At 62.8% G+C, this 26,607-nt stretch carries 24 protein-coding genes; 8 read left to right on the top strand and 16 right to left on the bottom strand.

Translation table 11 applies throughout. The features are described from left to right. Positions 1 to 198 precede the first annotated feature (198 nt). Entirely contained in the window at positions 199 to 1,695 is a 1,497-nt protein-coding gene (locus CFE47_RS25565) for an aldehyde dehydrogenase family protein (protein WP_286841292.1), read from the bottom strand. Between the two features lie 106 nt (positions 1,696 to 1,801). Then, the gene (locus tag CFE47_RS25560) at positions 1,802 to 3,124 is read right to left on the bottom strand and encodes an alginate export family protein (protein ID WP_286841290.1); all 1,323 of its coding nucleotides are present in this window, start codon (positions 3,122 to 3,124) and stop codon (positions 1,802 to 1,804) included. A gap of 218 nt (positions 3,125 to 3,342) precedes the next feature. Here CFE47_RS25560 and CFE47_RS25555 point away from each other — a divergent pair, with 218 nt between their 5' ends. From CFE47_RS25555 to feaR, 3 genes are all read left to right on the top strand, one after another. Next, positions 3,343 to 4,842: an APC family permease gene (locus tag CFE47_RS25555; RefSeq protein WP_286841288.1), complete on the top strand. Its 1,500-nt coding sequence runs from the start codon at positions 3,343 to 3,345 to the stop codon at positions 4,840 to 4,842. Continuing rightward, positions 4,799 to 5,371 (top strand): DUF3156 family protein, encoded by a 573-nt coding sequence (locus CFE47_RS25550; RefSeq protein ID WP_286841286.1) that lies wholly within the window; start codon positions 4,799 to 4,801, stop codon positions 5,369 to 5,371. Before CFE47_RS25555 ends, CFE47_RS25550 begins: the two co-directional genes overlap by 44 nt. Positions 5,372 to 5,484: 113 nt before the next feature. Further along, positions 5,485 to 6,426: a transcriptional regulator FeaR gene (feaR, locus tag CFE47_RS25545; protein ID WP_286841284.1), complete on the top strand. Its 942-nt coding sequence runs from the start codon at positions 5,485 to 5,487 to the stop codon at positions 6,424 to 6,426. A gap of 70 nt (positions 6,427 to 6,496) precedes the next feature. Here the strand turns inward: feaR and CFE47_RS25540 are convergent, their stop codons facing one another. From CFE47_RS25540 to CFE47_RS25520, 5 genes are read right to left on the bottom strand one after another with little or no spacing between them, the layout of a single operon-like run. Continuing rightward, positions 6,497 to 7,252 (bottom strand): SDR family oxidoreductase, encoded by a 756-nt coding sequence (locus tag CFE47_RS25540; protein ID WP_286841282.1) that lies wholly within the window; start codon positions 7,250 to 7,252, stop codon positions 6,497 to 6,499. Then, the gene (locus CFE47_RS25535) at positions 7,242 to 8,045 is read right to left on the bottom strand and encodes an SDR family NAD(P)-dependent oxidoreductase (RefSeq protein WP_286841280.1); all 804 of its coding nucleotides are present in this window, start codon (positions 8,043 to 8,045) and stop codon (positions 7,242 to 7,244) included. The genes CFE47_RS25540 and CFE47_RS25535 overlap by 11 nt, the downstream gene beginning before the upstream one ends. After that, positions 8,038 to 8,859, bottom strand: coding sequence for a molybdenum cofactor biosynthesis F family protein (locus CFE47_RS25530; protein ID WP_286841278.1), 822 nt, complete (start codon positions 8,857 to 8,859; stop codon positions 8,038 to 8,040). The genes CFE47_RS25535 and CFE47_RS25530 overlap by 8 nt, the downstream gene beginning before the upstream one ends. A gap of 13 nt (positions 8,860 to 8,872) precedes the next feature. Further along, positions 8,873 to 9,238: a cupin domain-containing protein gene (locus CFE47_RS25525; RefSeq protein ID WP_185710433.1), complete on the bottom strand. Its 366-nt coding sequence runs from the start codon at positions 9,236 to 9,238 to the stop codon at positions 8,873 to 8,875. Between the two features lie 31 nt (positions 9,239 to 9,269). Next, positions 9,270 to 10,568, bottom strand: coding sequence for an NAD(P)/FAD-dependent oxidoreductase (locus tag CFE47_RS25520; RefSeq protein ID WP_185710434.1), 1,299 nt, complete (start codon positions 10,566 to 10,568; stop codon positions 9,270 to 9,272). Between the two features lie 208 nt (positions 10,569 to 10,776). Between CFE47_RS25520 and hpaR the strand changes: the two genes are divergently transcribed. Beyond that, entirely contained in the window at positions 10,777 to 11,199 is a 423-nt protein-coding gene (gene hpaR / locus CFE47_RS25515) for a homoprotocatechuate degradation operon regulator HpaR (protein ID WP_185710489.1), read from the top strand. Here hpaR and CFE47_RS25510 read toward each other — a convergent pair. Both CFE47_RS25510 and CFE47_RS25505 read right to left on the bottom strand, forming a co-directional pair. Further along, positions 11,196 to 12,500 carry an MFS transporter gene (locus tag CFE47_RS25510; protein ID WP_286841275.1) on the bottom strand — a complete coding sequence of 435 codons (1,305 nt, stop codon included), beginning with the start codon at positions 12,498 to 12,500 and terminating at the stop codon, positions 11,196 to 11,198. The genes hpaR and CFE47_RS25510 overlap by 4 nt on opposite strands. A gap of 182 nt (positions 12,501 to 12,682) precedes the next feature. Beyond that, entirely contained in the window at positions 12,683 to 13,480 is a 798-nt protein-coding gene (locus CFE47_RS25505; protein ID WP_286841273.1) for a helix-turn-helix transcriptional regulator, read from the bottom strand. A gap of 524 nt (positions 13,481 to 14,004) precedes the next feature. Between CFE47_RS25505 and CFE47_RS25500 the strand changes: the two genes are divergently transcribed. The 3 genes from CFE47_RS25500 to CFE47_RS25490 are packed head-to-tail and all read left to right on the top strand — an operon-like array spanning position 14,005 to position 15,655. Continuing rightward, the gene (locus tag CFE47_RS25500; RefSeq protein ID WP_286841271.1) at positions 14,005 to 14,637 is read left to right on the top strand and encodes a hypothetical protein; all 633 of its coding nucleotides are present in this window, start codon (positions 14,005 to 14,007) and stop codon (positions 14,635 to 14,637) included. Beyond that, complete coding sequence (locus tag CFE47_RS25495) at positions 14,634 to 15,152, top strand: hypothetical protein (protein WP_286841269.1); 519 nt, start codon at positions 14,634 to 14,636, stop codon at positions 15,150 to 15,152. Before CFE47_RS25500 ends, CFE47_RS25495 begins: the two co-directional genes overlap by 4 nt. Continuing rightward, positions 15,149 to 15,655 (top strand): hypothetical protein, encoded by a 507-nt coding sequence (locus CFE47_RS25490; protein WP_286841268.1) that lies wholly within the window; start codon positions 15,149 to 15,151, stop codon positions 15,653 to 15,655. The genes CFE47_RS25495 and CFE47_RS25490 overlap by 4 nt, the downstream gene beginning before the upstream one ends. 531 nt (positions 15,656 to 16,186) lie before the next feature. Here the strand turns inward: CFE47_RS25490 and CFE47_RS25485 are convergent. Genes CFE47_RS25485 through CFE47_RS25455 form a run of 7 tightly spaced genes read right to left on the bottom strand, consistent with a single transcriptional unit; the run spans position 16,187 to position 24,976 of the window. Then, positions 16,187 to 17,320 (bottom strand): LLM class flavin-dependent oxidoreductase, encoded by a 1,134-nt coding sequence (locus tag CFE47_RS25485; RefSeq protein ID WP_185710437.1) that lies wholly within the window; start codon positions 17,318 to 17,320, stop codon positions 16,187 to 16,189. Next, complete coding sequence (locus CFE47_RS25480; RefSeq protein ID WP_286841266.1) at positions 17,310 to 18,287, bottom strand: LLM class flavin-dependent oxidoreductase; 978 nt, start codon at positions 18,285 to 18,287, stop codon at positions 17,310 to 17,312. The genes CFE47_RS25485 and CFE47_RS25480 overlap by 11 nt, the downstream gene beginning before the upstream one ends. Next, positions 18,284 to 19,261 (bottom strand): LLM class flavin-dependent oxidoreductase, encoded by a 978-nt coding sequence (locus tag CFE47_RS25475; protein WP_286841263.1) that lies wholly within the window; start codon positions 19,259 to 19,261, stop codon positions 18,284 to 18,286. Before CFE47_RS25475 ends, CFE47_RS25480 begins: the two co-directional genes overlap by 4 nt. Next, entirely contained in the window at positions 19,258 to 20,238 is a 981-nt protein-coding gene (locus tag CFE47_RS25470; RefSeq protein WP_286841261.1) for an LLM class flavin-dependent oxidoreductase, read from the bottom strand. The genes CFE47_RS25475 and CFE47_RS25470 overlap by 4 nt, the downstream gene beginning before the upstream one ends. Beyond that, positions 20,235 to 21,149 (bottom strand): 5'/3'-nucleotidase SurE, encoded by a 915-nt coding sequence (locus CFE47_RS25465; protein WP_286841259.1) that lies wholly within the window; start codon positions 21,147 to 21,149, stop codon positions 20,235 to 20,237. Before CFE47_RS25465 ends, CFE47_RS25470 begins: the two co-directional genes overlap by 4 nt. Further along, the gene (locus tag CFE47_RS25460; RefSeq protein WP_286841257.1) at positions 21,146 to 22,483 is read right to left on the bottom strand and encodes an LLM class flavin-dependent oxidoreductase; all 1,338 of its coding nucleotides are present in this window, start codon (positions 22,481 to 22,483) and stop codon (positions 21,146 to 21,148) included. Before CFE47_RS25460 ends, CFE47_RS25465 begins: the two co-directional genes overlap by 4 nt. Positions 22,484 to 22,540: 57 nt before the next feature. Beyond that, positions 22,541 to 24,976 (bottom strand): TonB-dependent receptor plug domain-containing protein, encoded by a 2,436-nt coding sequence (locus tag CFE47_RS25455; RefSeq protein WP_185710443.1) that lies wholly within the window; start codon positions 24,974 to 24,976, stop codon positions 22,541 to 22,543. A 286-nt stretch (positions 24,977 to 25,262) separates the two neighbouring features. Between CFE47_RS25455 and CFE47_RS25450 the strand changes: the two genes are divergently transcribed. Continuing rightward, complete coding sequence (locus CFE47_RS25450) at positions 25,263 to 26,255, top strand: P1 family peptidase (protein ID WP_286841254.1); 993 nt, start codon at positions 25,263 to 25,265, stop codon at positions 26,253 to 26,255. The last annotated feature ends 352 nt before the right edge of the window (positions 26,256 to 26,607 follow it).

Raw genomic sequence — 26,607 nt, 5'->3', positions numbered from 1 at the left:
AAAGCATCGGTCTGGGACAGTCTGGTACATCAACATCTGGCAACATTTGCGTCTTGTAGTGAGCGGGCTTGTCGAATCGTCGCACCGCCCGCGCTGGGGGGCGAAGCCGTCCCAACCCAGTCGCCGCGGTGTTTCAGTTAGACCGAGGTGCCTGGTTTTGGGGCGGCTTCGCCTCCCAGCGCGGGGCAAGCCCGCTCACTACACGGGTAAGTACCGGATCATCACGGATTTGAGCTCGGTGTAGTCCTCGATAAAGGCGCTGCCAAACTCCCGGCCAACCCCCGAAGAGCGGTTGCCGCCAAACGGCACCGCGGGGTCGAGCAGGGTGTGCATGTTCACCCACAGGGTGCCTGCGTTGATCGCCGGGACCATGCGCAGCGCCTTGCCCAGGTCGTTGGTCCACAGGCTGGCGCTGAGGCCGTAGGGGCCGTGGTTCATCAGCGCCAGCAACTCGTCTTCGCTGTCGTAGGGCAGGAAGGTGGCGATGGGGCCGAAGGTTTCTTCGTTGAGCAGGGTGTCGTTGATGCTATTGGCCAGGATCACCGTGGGCTCGACGTAGCAGCCGGGGCGGTCGAGGAGGGTGCCGCCGTGGATGATCGTATTGTTTTCGGCGCGGGCCTGGGTGAAGTAGCCGAGCAGTTTGAGCTGGTGCTGGTGGTGGGTGACCGGGCCGAATTCGGTGCGTTCGTCCAGCGGCGAGCCGATGGCCAGGCGGCTGAGGCGAAGCTTGAGTTTTTCCAGCACGGCATCGATCTGTGAGCGGTGTACGAAGAAGCGTTCGGCCGCCGCGCAGATCTGCCCGGAGTGCAGGAAGCCGGCTTCGATGATGCCGTCTACCGCCTTGTCCACGTCCACGTCGCGCAGGAAACCCGCGGCGTTCTTGCCGCCCAGTTCCAGGGTGGCGCGGGTGAGGCCTGCGCCCATGGCACTGCGGCCCACGGCGATACCGGTGGGCACGGAGCCGGTGAACGACACCTTGTGGGTGCCGGGATGTTCCACCAACCCCTTGCCGACCTGGCCGCCGCCGGTGAGTACGTTGAGCACCCCTGCCGGTAGCCCGGCTTCGATGGCCAGTTCGGCGATGCGCAGGATCGTCAGCGGGGTGAATTCGCTGGGCTTGATGATGATGCTGCAACCGGTCACCAGTGCCGAGGCGAGTTTCCAGATGGCGATCATGGTCGAGAAATTCCACGGCACGATGCCCACCACCACGCCCACCGGTTCACGCAAGGTGAAGGCGGTGTAGCGCTCGCCGTTGAACGAGGGCAACGATGGGGTGATGGTCTGGCCCGTGAGTTTGCTCGCCCAGCCAGCGTAATAGCGCAGGAAGTGCGCGGCCTGGTCGACTTCGAATGCGCGGGAAATCTGGATGATCTTGCCCGACTGGCACGTCTCGATCTGCGCCAGTTCCTCGCGGTTGCGCTCCAACAGGTCGGCAAGCTTGAGCAGCACATTGCCGCGCGTGGCTGGAGCCGTTTGCGACCACAGGGCAAAGCCACGATTGGCGGAATCTACCGCTGCGTCGATATCCGCAAGGTCAGCATCGGCAACCTCGGCGATGACCTGGCCGGTGGCCGGGTTGGTCACCGCCAGCGTCTGGCTGGAGTGGCTACGTACGTTGTCGCCGTCGATAAACAGCCCGTGGGGTCGACGCAAAAACGCTTCGACTTGGGGCAGCAGCGGGATATCGCTCATGGCAGGTTCCTGGCAGTTCACAAAAGAAAAACCGAGGGTAACCAACGGGTCACCCTGTGGCTTGACTGTGCCTGCCAGGTTTTCTGCCTGTGACTGCCCAGACGCCTCAGAACGGCACGGCCACTACCAGTTGGCTGTAGACGTTGGTGCCGTTGCCGCCGACTTGGTTGCCGCCGGTTTCGGCATCTTTGTTGGGTTTGTAGAGACCGATCAGCGGCGTGATGATCAGGTGTTCGTTCACCGCCCATTCGGCGTACAGGTCCAGTTCGCGACCGTCCAGGTTCAGCTGGCCACGGGTGCTGACGGTGTTGTAGTCGAAAAACAGCGCGCCGAGGGTGAGGTTCTCCAGCGGCTTGACCTTGAGGGCCATGTGCTGCACCGAGGTGTTGGTGTTGTAGGGGCCGGAATAGTTGCCGGCCACTTCGCCCTGGACCCACGTGCCGTAGCCACGGTTGAAACCGGCGAACATCGCATCCCAATCCTTTGAATAGCGGGCGTAGCGGTAGGTCAGGTCCGGTGACCAGGGCAGGTTGGCGAAGGTGTAGCCGGCTTCGGCGTAACCGGCGTTTTCCTGGCCGTCGCGGCGGTCCTGGCGCGCCAGTTCGAAGGCAAAGTGGGCGTTGTCGATGCCCGCGTTGCCGGCGCCGCGCACGCTGTAGAGGTTCATGCCTTTGCGTTGGCGCTGTACATCAGAGGCGTAGCGGTCGTCCACGTCGATGCCGCGCATATAGGTGAGCCCGAGGGTGCCGGGTGCGGCGGTGTATTCCAGGGTGCCGGCGGCCATTTCGGTCATGGCCTGGGCCGGGTTGTCGGACTTGAACCACAGCAGGCTGCCATGCACGCCGTCTTTGCCGCCGAGGCGGATCACCGCGGTCTTGTCGAACGCGTGACGTGCGGCGATGTAGTAGGCGCCGCCGCGATTGAACTCGCCGTCGCCCACGCCCTTGCCCAGGTTGGGCCCGTCGTCGTTGAGGATGAAACCGTCGCCGAGGGTGAGCACCTGGCGGCCGAACGACAGGTCGATGCCGTCCTTGCCCAAGGCCGGGAACAGGTCACCGGAACGCCAGCCGGCGAAGGCTTCGTCAAACTTGGTGGTGCGCTCCTTGCCGGTAGTGACCCCGGACGCATCGCCATCGCCCCAGGTGCCGGAACTCACCAGGTTGGCCGTGCCGTACACGCCACCGAAATTGCCCAGGCTTTGTTCCACACTCAGGCCGTACTTGATAAATGCCTCGCGCCAGGTGGACCCACCCGTGCGGCCGTCATAGTTCTTCGGGCTGTTGAACATGCCGTACACGGCAAGGAAGTTGCCGGTGACTTTGGTGTCGGCATCGGCGTACAACTCGACCGCCTGGGCCTGGCCCACCAGTAACGCGGTAGCCAGGCCGACCGCCTGGCCCAGGCGGCGATTTTTCAGTGTGTGCTCCATTGTTATTGTCCCCAGCTTGGTTAAGAGTGAGGGCGCATTAGGGCGAGCGCTGGGGGCCCAAGTCTTTCCTCTGCGTGCCAGGGATTTGACCCTGGCCGCCAGGCACCGGGCCGTGGCAGGGAGCAACAAAACCGGCGGCAGACAGGGGCAAGACGACTAACACGGGTGGGGCGCAGAGTGCCGATACATTAAAAAAAACCGCTTTCGAGGACCCCACCATGTCGAGCAACGACCGACTCACCGCGCACCTCAACCGAGGCACGGTAGGTTTCCCCACCGCACTGGCCAGCACCATTGGCCTGATCATGGCCAGCCCGGTGATTCTCACCGCCACCATGGGCTTCGGTATCGGCGGCAGCGCCTTTGCCCTGGCGATGCTGATCGCAGTAGTGATGATGCTGGCCCAGGCCACGACGTTCGCCGAGGCCGCGGCGATCCTGCCCACCACCGGCTCGGTGTACGACTACATCAACTGCGGCATGGGACGCTTTTTCGCGATCACCGGCACCTTGTCGGCCTACCTGATCGTGCATGTATTTGCCGGCACCGCCGAGACCATCCTGTCCGGGGTGATGGCGCTGGTGAACTTCGAACACCTCAATACCCTGGCCGAGTCGGCCGGTGGTTCGTGGTTGCTGGGGGTGGGCTTCGTGATCGTGTTCGGCGTGCTGAATGCCTTTGGTGTCAGCGCATTCGGGCGGGCGGAAATCATCCTCACGTTCGGCATGTGGACCACGCTGATGATATTCGGCGTGCTGGGCTTGATCGCCGCACCCGCGGTGCAATTGGATGGCTGGTTCGGCGAGTCGCTGGTGGGCACCGACCTGATCACCGTGCTGTCGCTGGTGGGCATGGCGATGTTCATGTTTGTTGGCTGTGAGTTCGTCACGCCACTGGCACCGGACCTGCGCCAATCGGCCAAGGTGATGCCGCGCGCGATGATGCTCGGGCTGGTGGGCGTGGCCACGTGCATGTTCATCTACGGCGCCGCGATGAAGCGCCAGGTGGAAAACGTGGTCCTTGATGCCGCCTCCGGCCTGCACCTGCTGGACACACCCATGGCGATTCCAAAATTCGCCGAGCAGGTGATGGGGCAGTTCGGCCCGATGTGGCTGGGCATCGGCTTTCTGTTTGCCGGCGCGGCGACCATCAACACCTTGATGGCCGGTGTGCCACGCATTCTCTACGGCATGGCGGTGGATGGCGCGTTGCCCAAAGTCTTCACCTACTTGCACCCGCGCTTCAAGACCCCGCTGCTGTGCATCTTGGTAGCGATGCTGATTCCCTGCCTGCACGCGCTGTACCTGGGCGGCAACACCGACAACATCATGCACCTGGTACTGGCGGCGGTGTGCGCGTGGAGCTTTGCGTACCTGCTGGTGACGGTGTCGGTGGTGATCCTGCGCATTCGTCGGCCGGACTTGCCACGGGCGTATCGCTCGCCGTGGTTTCCGCTGCCGCAGATTGTGTCGAGCCTGGGCATCCTGCTGGGCATGTGGTTCATCACCCCGCCGGGCATGAACCCCTCGGACATCTACGTGCCGTTTGGCGTGATGCTGGGCGGGACGGCGGCGTATGCGTTGTTCTGGACCCTGGTGGTGCAGAAGGTCAATCCTTTCAAACCGGCCTCCGTGGAGGAGGTATTGGCAAAGGAGTTCAGTCATCAACCGGGGCATGCTGATCATGGTTATAGCGACTTTGCGCCAAAAACTGTTTGAGTTGTTCCGTGCCGATCGGGCCCCGGCGGGCTACCGACCGGGGATCACCCTGGCGCATGTGCGGCGCAACCTTGGGCCTGCTAACGCTGAGCTTGCCGGGTTGGCGGTTGATATCGTCGAGCGCACCGAATCGCAGTTGTTGATGCACCTGGTGATGACCGAGTTCGTGCTGCGTGTGCCTGCTGCAACAGGGGGCACAGCGAGTTTCGAGGTGCACCATGGCGGCGCGATTCGGCGCAACGGCATCCGTGTGCGCAGGCGTTCAGGCAACCAGGCGCTGGGCCGTGACTTGCAGGCGCGCTTGCTGGCAGACCCTACGTTGTTCCAAGCCTTGATGCCGCTGGATTTCAAGCGCCTGCGTATCGAGTTGCACAACCAGCAATGGTGCGTGCGCCTGGAGCATATGGGCGGCAGCGAGGTGGTCAATCGCATGCCGGCGTTCCGACGTTATATCGCCTTGAGCCCGGTGCAGCGTGATCACTTGCTCGCCAGCCTGGTGGGCTTGCAACGGCTGTTGTCGTCCCTCTGATTGGCATCAATAGTGCAACCGCAATGGCAAGACAGGTAGTTGTTGCGTGCAAATAGCTAACATGTTAACTATTGCATCAGAACAACAAAAAGAAGCCATTGCGGAGGCACCCCATGAGCATCCCACAGCATGCACACGACGGGCTGGACACCTGGAATCGGGAGCTGCGCGACGCGTGCGGTTATTTCGATACCGAACTGGCTTTCAACCGCTCGCTGTTCATCGGCGAGATCAGCAACTTGCCGCGCGGCCTGGCCATCCTGCGCACCAATGCCGGGCTGATCAAACGTCCGTCGCACCATGCCGATCACGACAACGACCAGGATTGCTACCTAGTCAGCCAGCGCAGCGGTTATTCGCAGATCGTGCAGAACGGCCAGACCCTGCAACTGGCCCCTGGCGAGATGCTGCTGATGGACTCGGTGGGTTCCATCGAAATCATCCCCTTCGGCCTTATCGAACACGCCTCGCTCTCCCTATCGCGCCCGCAGGTGTGCAAACACCTGGGCGGCGATGGGCGCGCGTTTGGCAAGATCTCCTCGACCAAGGCCTGTGGGCGCATGCTGCATGTGCTGATGGACCAGTTGTGCAAGGACAACACCGAAGACGGTGACGGCGAGGTAGAGGCCTTGCAATCGGCATTCGTCTCGCTGCTGGGCTCGGCCCTGGAGCAGGGCGACGAGTGCCGCGAAGGCATGGCGGCGCTGCAAGGGAATAACCTGCGCAGTTATGTGCAGAAAGTGATTGATGAGTCACTGAGCCAGCCCGGCTTGAGCCCGATCGGTTTGGCCAATCGGCTGAATATCTCGGTGCGGCATTTGTATCGCCTGTTTGAGGAACAGGATGACAGCGTGTGCCGCTACATCCAGCGGGCACGGCTAAAGCGCAGCGCGGATGATTTGACCAACCCGTTCCTGCGCAGCGAGTCGATTACCTCGATTGCCTATAAGTGGGGGTTTACCGATTCGGCGCATTTCAGCCGGTCGTTCAAGAAGCAGTTTGAGGTGTCGCCCAAGGATTTTCGCTCAAGCCGGATGCAGGCGGTGGGGGCCTGAGCACTGTCTTTAGAACAAAGGCGATCTAATGTGGGAGCTGGCTTGCCAGCTCCCACATTTAATTCGCATTTCAGACTTCTGGCAGGGTGGATCCGCCGTCCACCACTAATGTCTGCCCAGTGATGTAGCTCGCCAAACCCGACGCCAGGAACACCATTGCCCCAGCAATATCCGCCGCCGCCCCCAGCCGCCCCAATGGCACGCGACTGGCAATGCTGTCATTCAACGCCGCATTCCCCAGGTTGCCCATCGCCGGGGTGGCGATCATGCCCGGTTCCACACCATTCACCCGCACATTCAGCGGCGCCAGTTCCAACGCCGCATTGCGGATGAACCCGTTGACCCCGGCCTTGGACGCCGCGTAGTGACTGAGCCCCGGATACCCCACCCGGTTACCGGTGACCGAGGAGGTCACCAGCACACAGCCCCGGCCTTGCTGGCGAAACATCGGCAAGGCCGCCTGGGTCAGCCAGAACAACGCTGACAGGTTGACCGCCAGCGTGCGCTGCAGGATCGCCGGGGTGATGGCTTCAAAGGGAGTCAGCGGAAAGTACCCGGCGTTGTGCACCAGGATATCCAGCTGCGGCAGCGCTTGAACGCAGGTGAATACTGCCTCGGCCTCTGCCAGGTCGACACCCACCGCTTCCACGCTATAGCCCTGCGCGTTCAGTGCAGCAGCAACCTCTTGGGCCTGCTCCAACAGGCGGTCGGCAATCACCACCCGGGCGCCACGCTGGGCAAACGCTTCGACGATTCCCAGGCCAATCCCCTGGGCGCCGCCGGTGACCAACACTACCTGCCCGCTGAAATCCAGGTCATTGGGCATGGGCGGGCTCCAAACGGGTGAAGGCCAATGTCGGCACATCGACGATGCTCGAACCACCGTCCGCCACTAACGTCGCCCCGGTGATGATCGACGCGTCGCTGGAGGCCAGGAAGCGGCACACTTTGGCGATCTCGTCTGCCTGGGCGGCGCGGCGCAGTGGCACGTCGGCGCAAACCCGGTCGTAGGCTTGCTGCAGCGTGTCGCCGTAGGTGTCCATCAACGGCTGCATCTCCGCATCGGCCATAGGCGTGTGCACCCAGCCGGGGCACACGGCGTTGACCCGCACGCCATGGGGGCCATAGTCCCGCGCCAACGAACGATTCAACCCGAGCAGCGCATGCTTGGCCGTGGTGTAGCCGCACACCTCGGGCCCTGCCGCCAACGAGGCGATGGAGCCGATCAGCACGATGTTGCCGGCGCTTGCCTGCAACAGCGGCAGGCAGGCGCGGGCGCTGTAGAACGCGCTGTCGAGGTTGCTGCGCAGAGCGCCTTCCCAGGTGGCGGGGCTGGTCTGGGTCGCACTGCCCAGGCCATGGCCTCCGGCGCAGGCCAGCAGCACATCGATTCGCCCAGCGTGCGCGTGGATCTGCCGGATGAACTCGCCCCAAGTGGTCGGGCAGGCGGCGTCGCCCACCAGGATCAGACCACCGGTGTCACGCGCCACCTGTTCCAAGGGTTCGCGGCGTCGTCCGATCAGCACCAGTTGCGCACATTTCTCTGCGTACAGCCGCGCACACGCCGCGCCGATGCCGGTACCCGCGCCGGTGATCACCACCGTGCGCGGCTCAGTCACGGGGGTATTCCGTGCGGTTGAGTACTCGGCAATACGAGCTGACCGGGAAGTTCGACAATTCGTCGAACGACGCCCCGGCATAGCCGAAGATCTTGCCGTCGCTGCGGTGCTGTTGCAGGTCGATCAACACCAGGCCGAGTGTGGGCACGATCTTCTCTTGCCACACAAACAGGTACAGCTGTTCGGCGATCTTGTAGTAGTGGCAGCGGTCGGTGTCGCACAAACCTTGCTCCACGCCCTGCAGGCATTGCCAGGCGTAGAAGCGATCGTTGAGGTAGATGTGCTCGTAGACCTCGCTGGGGCTGTAGCGGTACTGGTTGCGCAGGCCCACCAGTTCGTCGGTGGGCGCGTGCGGGCAATGGCCGTCTTGCCATGGGCGGTCGAGGCTGCCGTGGAGGAAGTCGGCTTGCACCGAGGTCAGCGGCTTGCCGGCGAGGGCGCGGTGGTAGAGGCCTTCGTGGGTTTCCTGTTGATCCGGCAGACTGCCGATCACCGCCGTGAACGAGGCACTGTGGGTATCCAGCACCAGGCTGATGGACCAGCTTTGTCCGGCCTCGTGCTTGATGAAATCCACCAGGTACAGCCCCGGACGGATTGAGGTGGCGCGGTACGGCGCGCTGCCGCTGGAGTGCCCATCGGCGGCATGCCAGGCCAGGCGGTCGCGCTCGAAACGGTGTTCGATCTGCCAGCCATTGGCGAAGTGCAGGGTGAAAGCCTGGCCGGCCAGGTCGGCACGGTTGGGCAGGATGAACGCTTCTGGGGCGAAACCGTCGGCGAGTGCGCCCACGGTGATCCAATTGGACGAACTCGTCATGGCAACGTCTCCCTTAGACGACGGCGAAGTAGTGTTTGACGAAGCTTTCGCTGAGCACTTCCCACAGCACAGGCGTGCCTTTGGTCACGAACCAGCTGTCGCCTGCCTTGTAGTGCGTGGACTGGCCGGTGGACTCATCGGTGAGTCGCACTTCGCCGGTCACCACGGTGGCTTGTTCGCTGAACGGGTAGACCATGCGGAACTTGCCCTGGGTGGTGCCGAAGTAGGCGCTGCTGACCGGGTCGGTTGGTGCACCGAAGGTCATTTTGCCGAAGGCACGCACTTCGCCTTCGAGGATCTCGGAGCCGAGGTCGGCCACGGTGCCCCAGGCGTCGAGTTCCGACAGCTGGATGTTGTGCTTGAGGGTGGTAAGGGTCATGGCAGTTGCTCCTGATGAGTAAAAAAGTGGGTTAGCGGCGCCCGTTCCAGTAGCCGGAAAGTTGGTGCCAGGATTTGCCCGCCGTCAGCAGCAACGGGCGGATTGCGTCCTTGCCGATGATGGTCGGACGATGAATCGAGGAAACCAGGTCATAGCGCGCCGAGCCTTCGCTCATGCCTTCGGCGAGGACCTTGCAGATGATGTGGCTCGGGGTTACGCCAAAGCCTGAATAGCCCTGCACGAAAAACGCATTGCTGCGCCCCGGCAATGTGCCGATCTGCGGGAACAGGTTGGGGCTGCATGCCATTGGGCCGCCCCAGGCCAGGTCGATTTTCACGTCCTTGAGGTACGGGAAAATCTTCAACATGAGGTTGCGGTTCCACGCCTTGAGGTCGCCGGGAATATGCTCCACCAAAGGGGTGGCGGCGCCGAACAGCAGGCGGTTTTCATTGGTCACGCGGTAGTAGTCGATCACCGGACGGATGTCGCTGTAGGCCCCACGGATCGGGCTGATGCGCTGGATCAACTCGTCGGACAACGGCTCGGTCATCATCTGGAACGCGTAGGTGTTGATGGTCGAGCGGTGCAGTTCCGGCTCCAGCTTGTTGAGGAAACTGTCGCAGGCCCACAGCAACTTGCTGGCGCGCACCGAACCGCGCCCGGTGCGCACCGTGATGCGTTCGCCGTAGCTGACCTCCAGCGCCGGGCTGTTCTCGAAAATGCGCACGCCGTGACTGGCCAGCGCGGTGGCTTCACCCAGCAGCAGGTTCAACGAATGCACATGCCCGCCGCCCATGTGCAGCAGGGCGCTGGTGTAGGCCTTGGAGCCGATGATCTGCTGCACATCGGAGCCGCCGAGAAAGCGGATCTCGTGCTGGCTGTTGATCGACTTGAAGTCCTTCTCCCAGGCGCGCAGGGTTTTTTCCTGGCGGGCGTTGAAGCCCATGTAGCCGTAGCCGTGGCAGAAGTCGGCGTCGATGTTGTACTTGGCGATACGGTTCTTGATGATGTCGGCGCCCAGGTCGCTGATCTCGAACACCTGGCGCAGGCCGTCTTCACCGACGTCCTTTTTGATCTTCTCCAGGTCGTGGCCGATGCCCGCCATGATCTGCCCGCCATTGCGCCCAGTGCCGCCGAACCCCAGGTAGCGCGCTTCGAGGACGACGATATTGGTGATGCCTTTTTCCGCCAGTTCCAAAGCGGTGTTGATGCCGGAGAAACCACCACCAATCACCACCACATCGGCGTCGATGTCTTGCTCCAGGGTGGGAAAACTGAGGTTGTATTTCTTGGTGGCGGTGTAATACGTGGGGGTTTCGATGTTGATCATGGGGCAGCCTGAAAGGTGAAGGAAGGCTCTAAAGCGGATGCCTCCATTAAGGGCCCTGACGGGATGGATGTCTTGATCCTGCCTGCCCAGGGTTTTGATTCTGGGCGCCAGGGCAGACATGACCTACACGTTATAGCGCGCACTTGCTGGCGCGGAATGCTAGAGTTTCGTTAAATTATTAATCAAATTCGTCGTGACCCTGATCCCTATGCTCAAACCTCGCCAGTCCCTGACCTTGACCCTGTTGCAAGCCCGCGAAGCGGCCATGAGTTTTTTTCGCCCGTCCCTCAACGAACACGGCCTCACCGAACAGCAGTGGCGCATCATCCGCATCCTGCAACAACACGGTGAACTGGAGATTTACCAACTGGCGGAACTGGCCTGCATCCTCAAGCCGAGCATGACCGGCGTGCTGGTGCGCATGGAGGCCGCAGGCATGGTGCACCGGCGCAAGGCCGAGCAAGACCAGCGCCGCGTGCTGGTGACCCTGGCCGACAAGGGTGTGGCCAGCTTCGAAGCCATGAGCCAGTGCATGGAAGCCAACTACCAGCGCTTGCAGGATGAGTTGGGCGACGAGAAGTTGCAGACCCTGTTGGGTCTGCTGGATGACCTGAAAAACATCAAGCGCTAGCGCGGATTGACGATGCTCGCGTGGGTGCGCAACACCAATACACCGCCGAGGGCGATAAACAGCGCGAGCACGTAGAGCGCCAGGCTGGCGCTCTGGGTGGCGTCGCGCATCCAGCCGATCAGGTACGGCGCGAGGAACGCGGCGACGCTGCCGAACGAGCTGATCATGGCGATGCCGGCCGCCTGTGTAGTGTTGGACAGGAACGCTGGCGGCAGTTGCCAGAACATCGGCAATGCGGCACTTGCGCCCATGCCAGCGACGACCAGTCCACTCATCACCAGCAGTGGATTAGTCGGCGCCAGCCCTGCGACGGCGATGCCGACCGCCGCCATCAACAACGGCACACACAGGTGCCAGCGGCGCTCGCGGTGGCGGTCGGATGAGCGCCCACAACCGATCATGAACAAGCAACCGGCCAGGTACGGCACGGCGCTGAGCAGGCCGACCTGGCTGTCACGGCCGATACCGGCGCCGTGAATCAGCGTCGGCATCCAGAACGCCAGGGTGTTCACCGCCAGCATCACCGCAAAGTACACCGCCACCAGGAGCCACACTTGCGGGTCGCGCAGGATGCCACCGAACGAGGTGATGGTTTTGCGTTGTTCCTCGCTGCGCAGTTGTGCCTGAAGCTGGTGTTTTTGCTCGTCCGTAAGCCAGTTCACCGAGGCGAAGCCATCCGGCAACCACTTGAGCACCACCAGCCCCAGCAACACCACCGGCAGGCCTTCGATCAGGAACATCCACTGCCAGCCGCGCAGGCTGCCGACATCGTGGAAGTTTTCCAGGATCGCACCCGACAGCGGCCCGCCCAGCACCCCGGCCATGGGCACGGCAATCGCAAACAATGCAGTGACTTGTGCACGGCGACGGGCCGGGTACCAACGGTTGAGAAACACCAGTATCCCCGGGAAAAAACCGGCCTCGGCCACCCCCAGCAAAAAGCGCAGTACGTAGAAACCACGGGCGCTTTCCACCCACAACATGCCGGTGGAAAGCAGGCCCCACACCACCATCAGGCTGGCAATCCAACGCCTCGGCCCGACGCGGTCCAGCGCCATATTGCTGGGCACGCCGAACAGTGCATAGGCGATAAAGAACAGGCCGGCGCCAAAGCCGTAGACCGTGTCGCTAAAATGCAAATCGCTGCTCATCTGCATTTTGGCGAAGCCAATGTTGATGCGGTCCAGATGCGCAAACAGGTAGCACACCAGCAGCAGCGGCATCAGGCGCCAGGTGACAATTCGGTGGGTGCGATCATGCTCGGCCAGCGCGAGGCTGGCAGTGGAATTGGCTGTGCTCATAGTGTTGTACTTTTTTTTGAGTGGCCGTGAGGGTAGGGCGGGGGGCACCCCGCCTCGAACGACTGCGCCCGTCATGCGGGAAAGTCGTTCAGTTGTTAACGTTATATTTAATATGTTAACTACCGTCAAGCGCGGCAACACTCATCACCACCGTGCAGATTCCGCTGGCTGCGGGTGCGGGATCAGTTGGCTCCTACCATCCACTTGGCCAAACCATGCCGACCACTCACGCCCAACTTGGCGGCAGCGCGCTTGAGGTAGGTCTCGATGGAGCTGTTTTTTACCCTGAGTTTTTCCGCGATCTGCTGCACGGTGCCCCCCGTCAACAGGCCGAGGCACACCGCCTGCTCGCGCGCCGAAAGGGTGACGTCGCCTAAGGACAGGCGCTTGTCGAACTCACGTTGCAATTGGGAGTGTTCCAGCAAGGTGCCTGCCGGTTCAGTCTCGGCGTACGGCGAGTGGCGCAGGCTCTGGGCGTGGTATTCGATCAGCGGTAGCAGGGCCTCCGACAAGCGTTTGAGAAAGGATAGTTCGGCCAGGGAAAACCCGCGCTGGGTGGGCGACCGGTACAGCGAAATCACGCAACGCCGGTCGGCCTGGCGCGACACAAGGCTGCATTGGTGCGACGTGCCACGCGAGTGAGCGCTGTTGGCCCTGGCTTTGAGCTGGATCAGCAACGGGTCCTGCATGCCGAGCATTTCGCGCAGCAGCGGATCTTCATCCATCGTCTGCAAGGCCGACGGCGCCGTCACGTCCTGTTGCCGGCCGGCACTGCCCAGCGACTTGATACCAAGCACGCGCTCGCGCAGGTCATCGAGGGTCCATTCACTGAGGTCCACCCGGTGGATCGGCACCCATTTGTCCACCAGGTGCAGCATGTGGGCGGCAAAATCCACGTGGCCACTGTGAGCAATCAACTCGCCCATTTCGGTGTAGAAATTCGGGTTTTCCGGGGTGCTTGATAGGTGCGTCAATCTCATAGCCCTTTCATCCTTGATGTCGAAAACCTGCAACCAGCGCCCTGGGCATCCGTGGGGCGATCCGTTCTCCATGAACGGAATTGTCTTTGCGCAGGGATTACTCCTACGCATGTAGCGCCAACGTGGGACACAACGTGGCATAAAAACAACGTTATTAATTTGACGTTTTTGAGCGGTAAATCCGGCCGGCAATTACTGAAAATAGTGTTTATAGGTATCCAACTATTTGATATTTAAAACAAATTATTTTTATAAAAGATCGAATCAAACAGCCATGTTGGCCGCATATAGCCAATTTCCTACGTTTCTTTAATCGTTCCAGCAGTGAACCATCAGACAGTTCGGTTTCCCCCATTGGCACGCCCGTTCGTTGACGGGGATCGGCCTTAGCGCTGGCCAATCTCCCGGCCCCTCCCGTACCATGCGTGCCCCTCGCAGTGACGCGAGGTGCAGCGCCAGGAGGGCTATCGCGTGCTTGTCCTGGGTCGTCTGCCGCTCCTTACAGCCAGCACTCAGGATCACACATGTCTCGCTTTTCCAGGCCCCTGGCCTTGCTTCTATTGGCTGCCGCCTTGACCGGGTGCGGTACGCAACCGGCCTCGATGGTCAGCGCGCCGCTGCTGCCGGGTCCACAAGAGCCGGTGGCGTATCTGGTCGGTTCCATCGGCCCGCAAAGCCTCGTGGCTTCTCCTGCACCCAACCAACGCCTGTTGTTCCGCAAGCGCGGCTCCGCGTATGGCGCGGCCGGCATATGGGTCGGCATGGGCAAGGAAACCCCCCAGGATGTGAAGGACTCGACCGGCGCCGCCAGTGTGTTCGTGCTGCCGCTCAAACCTGGGGATTATGAGTTTTATGATTTCCAGTTCTTCTCCAGCACCTATTCACCCTACATGGGCACCACCTACACCTCGGTGCAGGCGCGCGAGAAGTTCAACCTGCCGCTGCGGCTACAAGCCGGCAAGGCTTACTACCTCGGTGAGTTTCGCTCGTTGTGCCTAGGCGGCTCGCTGTGCGCATTCCGGTGGCGCGACCAGTTGGCACGCGATGAGGCTATCGCCCGCCAGTCTGTGCCTGGCCTGCCAACGCTTGAGTTGATGCCGCTGGATTACCGCAGTGCCGCCCCCTACATCATCGTGCCGCAGGAGAAACGCCCATGAATCGTTTTATCGCCCTGAGCGCGTTCGCGCTGCTGACGGGTTGCGCCATCACCAACACCTTGCCCGAACGCACGCTGCCCGATGGCCAGGACTACCTCCAGCCCATCCATGTGATGGTTGATGACCCACTTACCGCCGCGCAGATCCGCAATCAATTGCGCGAAACCGGGGTATTTCGCAGCGTCGAAACCGGCATGGGCAAGCCGGGGGATTATTCGGTGTTGATCCGCTACAACAGCCAGCGCGACCTGCCGCCGTTTCCGGTGATCCTGCTGAGCACGGCCACCTTGTTTCTGTTGCCGTTGTCCCAGAGCATCGACACCACCACTGAGTTTTCCCTGCAACACGACGGCAAACCGTTGAAGCAGTACAGCTACCGTAACGTCACCCACAAATACACCTGGTTGCTCGATGGCAGTGGCGGCATGCAGCAGGAGAACGTCGGCCGTATTACTCGAGCCTTTGCCCAGGATGTGCAGCGCGACGGCCTGCTGCCCAAGGAGCCAGCGCAATGATCAGGACGACATTGCTGGCCGCCGTCCTGTTGCTCGGCGGCTGCAGCACGGCGCTCAAGCCGTTGGATTACAAGGCTGAGCGCGCGTATGTGCCGATGAGCGTGACTATGCCGCCGCCGGCCTCGCGCTTCGATCAGCAAAAGCAGCAGGAGGTTATCCAGCGTCTGCGTGAGACCGGTGCGTTCAGTTTCCTTGATGGTGGTTTCAGCAAGACCGGTTACAGCTTGTTGGTGGACCAGAGCGGCGGCAAGGGCGCCGGCGTGCTGCCCGCTGTGTTCGGTGCGTTGACGTTGTTGACTGTGCCGATTCCCTACACTTACGAGCGCCAACTGCATGGGTCGTTGTACAAGGACGGCCAACTGGTCAAGGCCTATGCCTATAAGCGTGGTGGCTGGACGGCTACCACCTGGTATATCCCCATGACTGAACCGCGCAGTGAAAGCGAAATGCTGGGCGAGTTGATGCGTGATTTGGACCGGGATCGCCTGATCCCTTACCAATAAGTCACTGTGTGGTAGATACCTGTGTGGGAGCTGGCTTGCTCGCGAAGGCGGCCTGGCAGGCGACTCGGATTTATTGGATGTACTGCGCTCTAATGTGGGAGCTGGCTTGCCTGCGATATCGGTGTGTCAGGTTTTGGTGGTGTTTGGTCGGAGTACATATCCGTTATTTGGGTGAAGGCTGAAATGGGTTCCGCTCTTACAGCGGGTCACTTTTGGAAGAGCGCCAAAAGTAACCAAAAGCGCTTCGCCCCACCACTCGGCACCTCGCCTAGGCTCGGCGTTCCCTCACTCCGGCTTGAATCCGTGGGTAACCCGACGTCCTGCCGGGTTACCCACGGATTCAAGCCTGCGTTCGGCCAGCGTGGTTTAACGGGGCGCTTAAGATCAAGATCAAAAACAGAGCCAGAGCAGACCGCTGTCTACCTGATAAATGGAGATCCAAATGTGGGAGCGGGCTTGCTCGCGAAGGCGGTGTAACAGTCTCCAATCACTCACCTGATCCACCCCTATCGAAAGCAAATCACACCGCCCCTACCCACAGGCAACCGCCGCTGTGGCTGCGATTTTGCGCAACAACGGCAACACCTCCGCCCCCACATGTATCGACTCTTCCAGGTGGGGGAAACCCGACAGGATAAAACTGTCCACCCCCAACTGGTGATACTCCTCGATCCGCTCTGCTACCCGGGCATAACTGCCCACCAGCGCCGTGCCCGCGCCGCCGCGGACCAAACCCACCCCGGCCCACAGGTTGGCTGAAACCTCCAGTTCCCGCGCTCCCCGGCCACGGCCTTGCATCAGTTGGGTCTGGCGGCTTTGCCCTACGGATTCATACGCGGCCAGGTGCCGTTGCGCCTGGTCGATGGCGTCCTTGGGGATTTCTTGCAGCAGGCGTTCCACATGTGCCCACGCGGCTTCGTCGGTGGGGGCGGCGAAGACGTGCAGGCGCAGGCCGAAGCGCAGGGTGCGGCCCTGAGCGGCGGCGAGGTCGCGCATGCGCTGGATGCGTTCGGCGATCATGGCCGGCGGTTCGCACCACATCAGGTAGGTTTGCCCGTGGGCCGCGCCGACGCGTTCGGCGGCTTCGGAGGCGCCGCCGAAGTAGATCGGCGGTGCTTCGGCCCCCGGTGCAATCGGGGTGTGGATGCCGCTGCGGTAGTAGCGACCGGGATGAGCCGGTGGTTGCCCGGCCCAGACGGCCTGGAATACTTGCAGGAACTCGGCGGTGCGCGCATAGCGTTCGTCGTGTTCGAGAAAGTCGCCCAGCGAGCGCTGTTCAAAGCGGCTGGAGCCGGTCACCACGTGCAGCGCCAGGCGGTTTTCACTGAGCAGTTGCAAGGTCGCCGCACGGTGCGCGGTGTAGGCCGGCAGCTCGGTGCCCGGCCTGAGGGTGAGCAGGAATTTCAGGCGGCGGACTTCCTGGGCCAGCACGGCGGTGATCAGCCATGGGTCTTCGAAGCCGCTGGCGGTGGGCACCATGATGCCGTCAAAGCCGGCCTGTTCGGTGGCGCGGACGATCTGGCGGAGATAGTCCAGGGTCGGTGCGCGTTCGCCTTGCTGGAACAGCCCGACCTTGGGCAAGCCACTGCTGGTGAGGTGGCGACCGTCGCCGTTGGTGGGCAGGAACCAATCCAGTTGGATCGGCGGGCGGACATCAGTGCTCATGGTGCAGGCGCTCCTTGCGCAAGAGGGGCAGTACCTGTTCGCCAAAACGCAGCACTTCGCTGACGGCCGGGCCGCCTTCCACGATCAGGTGGTTCAAGCCCGCGCCGTGCAGTTCCTGCAGGCGCGTGGCGATCTGTTGTGGCGTACCCACCAGGATCAACGGTTGCCCGGGGGTAATTTGCAGCAGGTTCGGATGCACTTCCCATTGGCGCAGCGGGTGGCGCGCACGGGGGACGGTCGCGAGGGACTCCGGGGGAAAGTCGGGTACAGGCAATAAGCTGGCTGCGGTTTCCCAGGCCAGGTCTTCGCTGTCGCCGAGGATCAGGCCGAAGGTGCAGGCAAATGTCAGCGACGGTTGAATTGCTCGCCAGCGCTGTATTTCCGAGGCCAGCCGCTGTGGAGGGCCAGGGGCGAGCAGGCAGGTCTGGGCATGAGTGGCGACCAACGCGTGGCTCTGGCTGTCGTCCAGTACCAGCGTAGGTGCAGGCAATTCACGTCGGGCGACGCCGGCGTTTTCCAGTTGGAAATACAGGCCTTGGTAATCCAGCCCAACATCATTGGGCGCCAGCAGCTGTTGCAGGATTGCCAGGTATTCGCCGATGCGTTCGCTGCGCTGATCACGGTTGAGCCATTCGCCAAACGCGCTGCGCTCGCTGTTGGGCAGGTGCAGTTGCACCCGGTGGCCGCTGATGGATTGCAGGCTTTGCAAGGTGGTGGCCAACGCCGCCGGCAGCATCACTTCTGGCGGTACGCTCACCGACAATCGCACCCGCCGCGTATGCGCACACAATGCCGCCGCCACACCCAGGCTGTCGGCACACAGAGCGCCGCCAGGAATCCACAGGCCTTCGAGGCCGGCGTATTCCACGGCTTGGGCCAGCTGGATCCATTGCCCTGGCCGCGCCGCCCAATCGGGGGTGCACAGCGGCAGTAACCAGCTGAATTCAAGGGGCGTGCTGTCAGTCATGGTCTTTTCCAACCCAGGGCCGGGGCAATGTCCAAGGCGAGGATCTCCAGGCGCTTGAGGATCTGCGCCTGGGTCGAGCTTTCGGCCTGGACCACGGCGATCACGTAGTCAGCATAAGGCAGCAGGGAGGGATCCTGTTGCAAGCTTTCGATCACTTCATCGGGATGGCCGTGGTGCACGTTCATCAGGCGCAGGTGTTCCTGCAAGTCCACCGCCTGGTCGATCAAACCTTCACGTTGCAGACGTGGGATATGCCGCTCGATGTCCACCGCCAGTTCAGCCTGCGCGCTGGCGCGGTCGGCGGCCGGGAAGATCGCGCGGACTACACCGATGCGTGGCTTGCGGTGCGGGTGCTGCCAGGCGTTCAAGTACGCATCGGCCAAGGGCTTTTGCACGGTCAGCGGATCGTGGGTGGCCGTGCCCAGCAGCAGCCCGTTGCCTTGTCGGGCGGTGTAAGCCGCGCCCTCAGTGCTGCCGTGTGAATGCCACAAGCGTTCGCCCAGGCTGTGGGCAGGCGGTTGCAAGGTCAGTTCGCCGGTCAGCGGCTGGCCTTGCACCAGGCGTTGCAAACGCTGCTGGTGTTCGGCGAAGTCCGCCTGGCGTCGGCTTGGGTCACGATCAAACGCGCTAAAGTTGTCCAGGTTGGCGCCGCCACTGCCCAGGCCCAATTGCACCCGTCCACCGCTCAGGGCGTCCAGTACGCTGGCGTCTTCGGCCAGGCGGATCGGGTCTTCGAACGGCAGCACGATCACCCCGGTGCCCAGCTCGATACGCTGCGTGCGTTCGGCCACCGCCGCCAGCAACACCAGCGGCGAGGGCAGGCGACCAAAGCCGTTGCTCAGGTGGTGCTGGGCAATCCAACCGCCGTCGAAGCCCAGCGCTTCGGCGACTTCGAATTGTTCGATCAGGTCGCGGTAGACCTGCTGCGGGTCGTCGCCAAAGGCGTGGCTGAGAAAGCCCAGTTTGAAGGTCATGACGCAGCTCCCGTAGGTTGCCAGCCGAGGGCCGGGGCGATGTGTTCGCGGATGATTTCCAGGGCGCGGATGGCCTCGCGCAGTGGGGTGCTGGTGGTCTGCACTTGCAGGATCAACTGATCATGGGCCGTCAGCGCCGGGCCTTGTTGCAACTGCTCGATGATCTGCTCCACCGGGCCATGCAGTACGCCGAGGCGCTTGAGGGTGGCGTCGAAGTCATCGTCCAGCGCACCTTTGAGCACGCCGATGCTTTGCTGGCGCTGCACATAGGCCTGGATGTCGCGGCGGGTGGCGTCGTCCGGCGCTGGCAGCAGTGCTTGTACGCGCGCGATGCGGGCCGGCGTGCCGTTGTCGCCGGTCCAGGCGTTGCGGTAGCGCTCCACCAGCTCTACACCCGCTTCGGGGGGCAGATGAGGGTTGGGCGCCATGATCAGGCCGTGGCCACGTTCGGCCACCAACTCCACTCGCGAAGTGGCTTCCCACAGCCGATGGCTCAAGCCGTTGGCCCGTGGCAACAGGCGCGCATCGCTGGCGGTCAATGGCGCGTTGCCCAAGGCATTGAGCAACTGCTGCAGGTGCTGTTCGTAGTCTCGATGGCGTTGTGCAGGTTCACGGCCAAACGCCAGGAAAGTCTCGGGATCGAACCCCGCGCCGAGCCCCAGTTCCAGCCGGCCATTGCTCAGCAAGTCGAGCACGGCAGCATCTTCGGCCAGGCGCAGCGGCGTTTCCTGGGGCAATACGATAATCCCGGTGCCCAGGCTGATACGCTGCGTACGTTGGGCAATGGCGGCCAGCAACACCAGCGGCGCAGGCAGCCGGCCGTGCTCACTGGCGAAGTGGTGTTGTGCCACCCAGCCGCTGTCGAAGCCCAGTTCTTCGGCGACCTTGAACAGCTCCAGGGTGTCGCGATACACCTTGGGATCAAAGCGCGGGCTGTAGACGCGGCTCAGGAATCCCAAGGAAAAACCCGCACTCATGGCTTTACCTCCTGGGCCAGTTGTTTTTGCAACGCGGGGCCGGCGCTGATCGACTCCGGCAGGCCGCTGAACGGGCTGATGGTCAGGTAACCCTTGTTCAGCCACACCGCCTCATCGTTCTGTTGCGCGGCGGTGGCGGCGGGGCTGTATTGGAAGCCGATGCCGGGTTTGCCGGGCAGGTTGAACTGCTTGAGGTCGTCGGTGTACAGCGCCTCAAAGCCGACGTAGCTGCCAACCCGAGTCAGCTTTACGCCCTTGATCTGCGCGTCCTTGGGCAGGTTGATGTTCAAGCCCAAGCCCGGCGGCAGAAGTGCGCCATCGGGTTGACGATGCTGGTCAAGGGCGTGCACCAGTTTTGCCACCAGGACGGCGGCGCGCTGCGGATCTTTTTCCTTCAAATCGGTGCTTACCGCCAGCGCCGGAACCCCGGACTGCAACGCCACGCTTGCGGCGTTGAAGGTGCCCGAGGCCATGTTGATCGCCCCCAGGTTATTGCCGGGGTTGGGGCCGACGATCACCAGGTCGGGATGGGGCAGTACTTTGTTCAGGCCCATCAGCAGCGCCATCACTGGCGTGCCGCTGATCTCGATCTGCACTTCCTTGCCGGCGCATTCGGCGCTCTGGCACACGCCTTTGTCGGTGGTGCTGATGTAGTAGCTGTCGGGGTAGGCCGGGTCGGTGTCATGGCCTACCGTGACTTCCCGCCCGAAAAAAAACGAGCCGCCGCGTGCACTCTGGTCGCTTTGCGGCGCGGCAATCTTCACGTTGTGCCCCTCGGCTTTGAGCTCGGTGTAGAGGGCGCGGATATTGGGGTGCTGATAACCGTCGTCGTTGCTCAGCAAGATATTCAAGGCAAAGGCTTTGGGGGCGATCACGCCTCCCAGCGCCAGCATCCATGCGCTGCGTTTCATGCGGTGGCTCCTGTGGTAAAGCGGTTGACTGGGCGCGGCAAGCCGAGGCTTTCCCGCAAGGTGGTGCCTTCGTATTCCTTGCGGAACACGCCACGTGCCTGCAGCAGTGGGATCACTTGATCGACAAACACGTCGATGGCGCCCGGGAAGTACGGGAAGAACACGTTGAAACCGTCGCAGGCCCGAGCCTGGAACCACGCTTCAAAGTGGTCGGCCACATCTTCGGCGGTGCCGATCACCGGGTTGCCGCCGGCCAGGCGCAGGTACAGCTGGCGGATGCTCAGGTTTTCGCTGCGGGCCAGTTCCAACACCTTGTCGCGGCGGCTGCCCCGTTGGCCAACGGGTGTCTCCGGCAACGGGCCGTCCAGGTCGTAGCCGGACAAATCGATGTCATCGCCCAGTGTGTCGGCCAGCAGGCGCAGGCCCAGTACCGGGTCGATCAGCGCCTGGAACGCTTCGAACAGCGCCTGGGCCTGTTCGCGGCTGTCGGCGATAAACGGCGTGACACCGGGCAGGATTTTGACGTGGTCCGGGTCGCGGCCAAAGGCGGCGGCGCGTTGCTTGATGTCCTGGTAGAACGCCTGGGCGCCTTCCAGGCTATGGGAATGCGCGAAGATCAGCTCGGCTACGCGGGCGGCGAGGTTCTTGCCTGGCTCCGACGCGCCGGCCTGCACCAGTACCGGGTGGCCCTGGGGCGGGCGCGCCACGTTGAGCGGGCCGCGCACGGAAAAGTGTTCGCCGCGATGGTTGAGGGTGTGCAACTTGGCCGGGTCGAAGTATTCGCCGCTGGCCTTGTCGCGGGTGAAGGCGTCGTCGTCCCAGCTGTCCCACAGGTCCTTGACCACGTCGTGGAATTCTTCGGCGCGTTGGTAGCGGTCGCCGTGGTCCACGTGGTGTTCGCGGCCGAAATTCCAGGCTTCGTCAGAGACCACCGACGTCACCAGGTTCCAGGCGGCACGGCCCTTGGACAGGTGGTCCAGGGACGCGAACTTGCGTGCGATATGGTAGGGCTCGTTGTAGGTAGTGGTGGCCGTGGCGATCAGGCCGATGTGGCTTGTGACGGCGGCCAGGGCCGACATCAACGTGAGGGGTTCGAAGTGCTCGGCGCGGGCAGTACGGCTCAGCGCATCGTGATGATGCCCCCACAGCGCGACCACATCGGCGATGAACAACGCATCGAACTTGCCGCGTTCGGCGGTCTGGGCAATGTGCTTGAAGTGGTCGAAATCCAGGCTGGCATCGGCCTGGGCCAGCGGGTGACGCCAGGCGGCAACGTGGTGGCCGCTGTTGGCGAGAAATGCGCCCAGCTTGAGTTGGTCGGTGCGGCGGGTCATGAACAGGCTCCCATGAACGTCACGCACGGAGCCGGCGAACCGGCCCCGTGGTGGGGGTTAGAAGTTGTACGTCACGCCGGTGTACCAGTAGCCGCCGGTGGTGCCGTAAGGCGAGAAGTTGCCGTAGGGGAAGGCACCCGAGGTGCTGGCCAGGTTTGTGCGCTCCGGGTACTTGTTGAACAGGTTGTTGGCGCCGGCATTCAGGGTGACGGCCTTGGTGAGGTGGTAGTCGATGTTCAGGTCGGTGATCCAGGCCGGCGAGAAGGTGCGATCGTAGATCTCGGCGGTGCCGTACTGGGTGTACTCGCCGTAGCGGGTCAGGTTCAGGCCGACTTCCAGTTTGTCGAAGGTCCAGGTGGTGCCCAGCAGCAGCTTGGATTGCGGCAGGCCGTACTTGAGGTTGCCTTGGCGTTGACGGTCATAACCACCGTCGGCCCCGAGGGCTTGCTTGGCGATGGCCGAGGCGTGGATGTCATCGATCTGCGTGGTGTTCCAGTTGAAGCCGGCGGTGTAGCGCAGGTTGCCCCAGGCACCGATGTCCTGGCGATAGTCGCCCACCAGGTCGACGCCACGGGTGGTGGTGTCCAGGGCGTTGGTGAAGTAGGTGACGGCCTGGTTCGGGTTAAGCCCGGCAGCGGCGAGGATCGCGCTGATCTGCGGTGTGCCGCCGAGGTAGCCGGTCTGGGCGATGCGGTCCTTGATTTTGATCTGGTAGGCATCGAGGGTGATGCTGGTGGCATCGGTGGGTTGCAGGGTGAGGCCGAGGCTGAAGTTGGTGGACTTCTCAGGCTTCAAGTTGCTCGCGCCGAGGGCCTTGGCCACGTCGGAGTTGACCGCCACGTTGCGGTAGTCGAACAGCTGGCCGTTGACGCTGGTTTGCGAGGTGGAGCTATAGATCTGCTGGGCCAGCGACGGCGCGCGGAAGCCGGTGCTGACGGTGCCGCGCACGGCGAGGATCGGGGTCAACTGGTAGCGAGTGGAGAGCTTGCCGTTGGTGGTGGTGCCCGAACCGTCGTCGTAGTGCTCGTAGCGGCCGGCCAAATCGACGTGCCACTTGTCGGTGAAGTCCTGGCCGATCTCGCCATAACCGGCGAGGCTGGTGCGGCTTTTTTCGGCGGCGTCGGCAGGCGTGGTACCGGCGCCGGAGATGGTCCCCGGCGGAATCAGCGCACCGTTGGCGCCGGTGGTGAACGGGCCGCTGGCGTAGGAGGCGAGGTCACCCTTGCCGATCTTGTAGTCTTCGTAGCGGTGTTCCAGGCCCCACGAAATCTGCGTCGGCTTGTACAGACCGAGGTCGAAGGCGCGGGTCAGGTCGAGGTTGTTGGTCCACTGGCTGAAGGTCTTGACGCCGGTGTCCACCGAGGTCGGCGACGTCGGGCCGTAGCTCAGGTTGTAGGTGTCGGTAAGGGTGGCGCGCGCGTGGTCCTGGCCATACGTGGTGGACAGGTCGTAGTCCCAGCCGGCGGCCTTGCCCTTGCCGCCGAAGGCCACCTGGAAGTCTTCTTCGATAAAACGCAGGTTGTCTTCGATACCTTGCGGGTACGGCGTCTGGATACCGTTGAAGCTCGGCGGCTGGTGGAAGGCCAGCGGTTTTTCCGAGTTGCGATGGGTGAAGGTGGAGAACGAATACAGCGTGAGGGCGTCATCCACCGGCAACTCGGCGTTGTAGCCCAGGCTGAAGTTCTTCGCCTCAGGCAAGCCGGTGCCGTAGTAGGTGTGCTGCAGGCTGGTGTTGCCAGCGGCGTCGGTGTACGGCGCGTTGTCGGAACGGTCGGAGACGTTCTGCTTTTTCACGTCCAATGCCAGGTTGATAAACCCGTCATTGGGCAGCGCCAGGCCGACGTTGCCGGTTTGCCGCACGGTTTCGCCATCGCCGTTTTCATAGTTCTGGCCGTAGCTGGTGGACAGGCTGCCACCGTGGTCGGTCTGCTTGAGTACCACGTTGACCACGCCGCCAATCGCGTCCGAGCCGTACTGGGCCGACGCGCCGTCACGCAGCACTTCGACGTGATCCACCAGCGCCGTGGGGATCATGTCCAGGTCCACCGGTTGCGAGCCGGAGTTCAGGTAGGTGCCGTTGTTGAGCAAGGCGCTGTTGTGACGGCGCTTGCCGTTGACCAGCACCAGCACCTGGTCGCCGTTGAGGCCGCGCAGGCTGATGGGGCGTACCACCGAAGTGGAACCAAAGCCCGACGATGCCGGCTGGTTCAGCGACGGCAGCACCTTGCTCAGCGCACGGGTCAGGTCGCCCTGGCCGGTGGCGAGCAACTGCTTGGACGAGATCACATCCACCGGCGCCGGGCTCTCTGCCAGGGTGCGTGCCTGGCCCCGGTTGCCGATCACCACCACGGTGTCCAGCGGGTTATCGCTGGCCGGCGCGTCGGCGGCGAGGGTCAGGCTGCTGTAGCTGGCGGCTTCGCACAGGGCGATAAACAACAGCGTGTGGGCGAAGGCTTTACGGGGCCTGCGGCTGGCGGCGCGGGACGTATTCATGATGGGCAACACTCCAATGGGTAGGGTGGCTTGTTGAGTTCAAGCTCTGGTATGGGTGTGAGAGCAAGGGCTGTGCCATCTGAAAAAGGTGTTTAAAAACAGTAGGTTGATTGTAGTTGCATGCCAGTGTTGGTGTTTTTCTAACAGGGCGCAGAGCAGGGTGTTGGTTTTTGTGCAGGGCTTTTTCCGGGGTGTCGGGTTTCGAGCCGTGAGGCCGGGCGAGCTACGCTTGGCACACCCCTTGCTCACCCCACGCCATACCTAAACCCAAGGAAGCTTTTTCTGTATGCCTAGACCCGGCCCGCGCAACGCCCTCACCGATATCCCAGGCCTCACGGTCGGCCACGCCACGGACCTGCACGTCGACACCGGCGTCACGGTGATCCGCCCCGATGGTTTCTGGACCGCCAGTATCGACATCCGTGGCGGCGGCCCCGGCGGGCGCGAAACCGCTGCGTTGGAACCCGAAAACATGGTCGGCCAACTCCACGCGCTGGTCTTCGCCGGCGGCTCGGTATTCGGCCTGGGGGCGGCGGATGCGGTGGCGGCCAAACTGTCCCAGGACCAGGTCGGCCTGCACCTCAAGCCCGGCGCCCCGGCGATCCCCATCGTGCCTGCCGCCGTGTTGCACGACCTGGCCAACGGTGGCGACAAGGACTGGGGCCTGGAGCCGCCATACCGGCGCCTGGGTTTTGAAGCATTGGCCAATGCTGGCGAGGAGTTTGAGCTGGGCTCGGTGGGCGCCGGCCGTGGTGCCATGGCTGGGGTGCTGAAAGGCGGGCTGGGCACGGCGTCCCTGGATTTGGGCGATGGCCTGATCGTTGCCGCGCTGGTGGTCGCCAACCCGATTGGCTCGGTGTACATGCCCGACGGCCAGACCTTCTGGGCGTGGCCGTGGGAAGTGGCGGGGGAGTTCGGCGGCCAGCGCCCGCAAACAGAAATGGACTGCAGCGACCCGATGCCGGAGCTGTCGCGGCTGGACTCCATGGGCCGTTTGCAAGCCGGGGCGAATACCACGCTGGTAGTGGTCGCCAGCACTGCGCGCCTCACCGTTGCAGAGTGCAAGCGCGTGGCGATCATGGCCCAGGACGGCATCGCCCGCGCGGTGCGACCGGCGCACTTGCCGTTTGATGGGGACACGGTGTTCGCGTTGGCGTCGGCGGCAGTGGAGTTGACCGACGGGCCGCGGCGGCAGGTGGAGATCGGGCGGATTGGCGCGGCAGCGGCCGATTGTGTGGCAAGGGGGATTGCGCGGGGAGTGTTCAGCGCACGGTCATAGTGAGTCAGACACGGTTAAAAAATGTGGGAGCGGGCTTGCTCGCGAATGCAGTGTGTCAGTCAACACATTCATTGGCTGATCCACCGCATTCGCGAGCAAGCCCGCTCCCACATTTGGATCTCCATTTGTCAGATAGACAGTGGTCTGCCTTGGCTTTTGATCTGGCTTTTGATTTGGCTTTTGATCTTGATCTTAGGCGCCCCGTTAAACCACGCTGGCCGAACGCAGGCTTGAATCCGTGGGTAACCCGGCAGGACGCCGGGTTAGCCGCGCTGGGCCAAGGATGGCCCATCGCGGCGGCCCACGGATTCAAGCCGGAGTGAGGGCATGTCGAGCCTAGGCGAGACACCGA

Source organism: Pseudomonas sp. PGPPP1 (assembly GCF_002255865.1).
Classification (GTDB): Bacteria; Pseudomonadota; Gammaproteobacteria; order Pseudomonadales; family Pseudomonadaceae; genus Aquipseudomonas; species Aquipseudomonas cremoris.
This window is presented reverse-complemented; position numbering and strand designations above follow the sequence as displayed.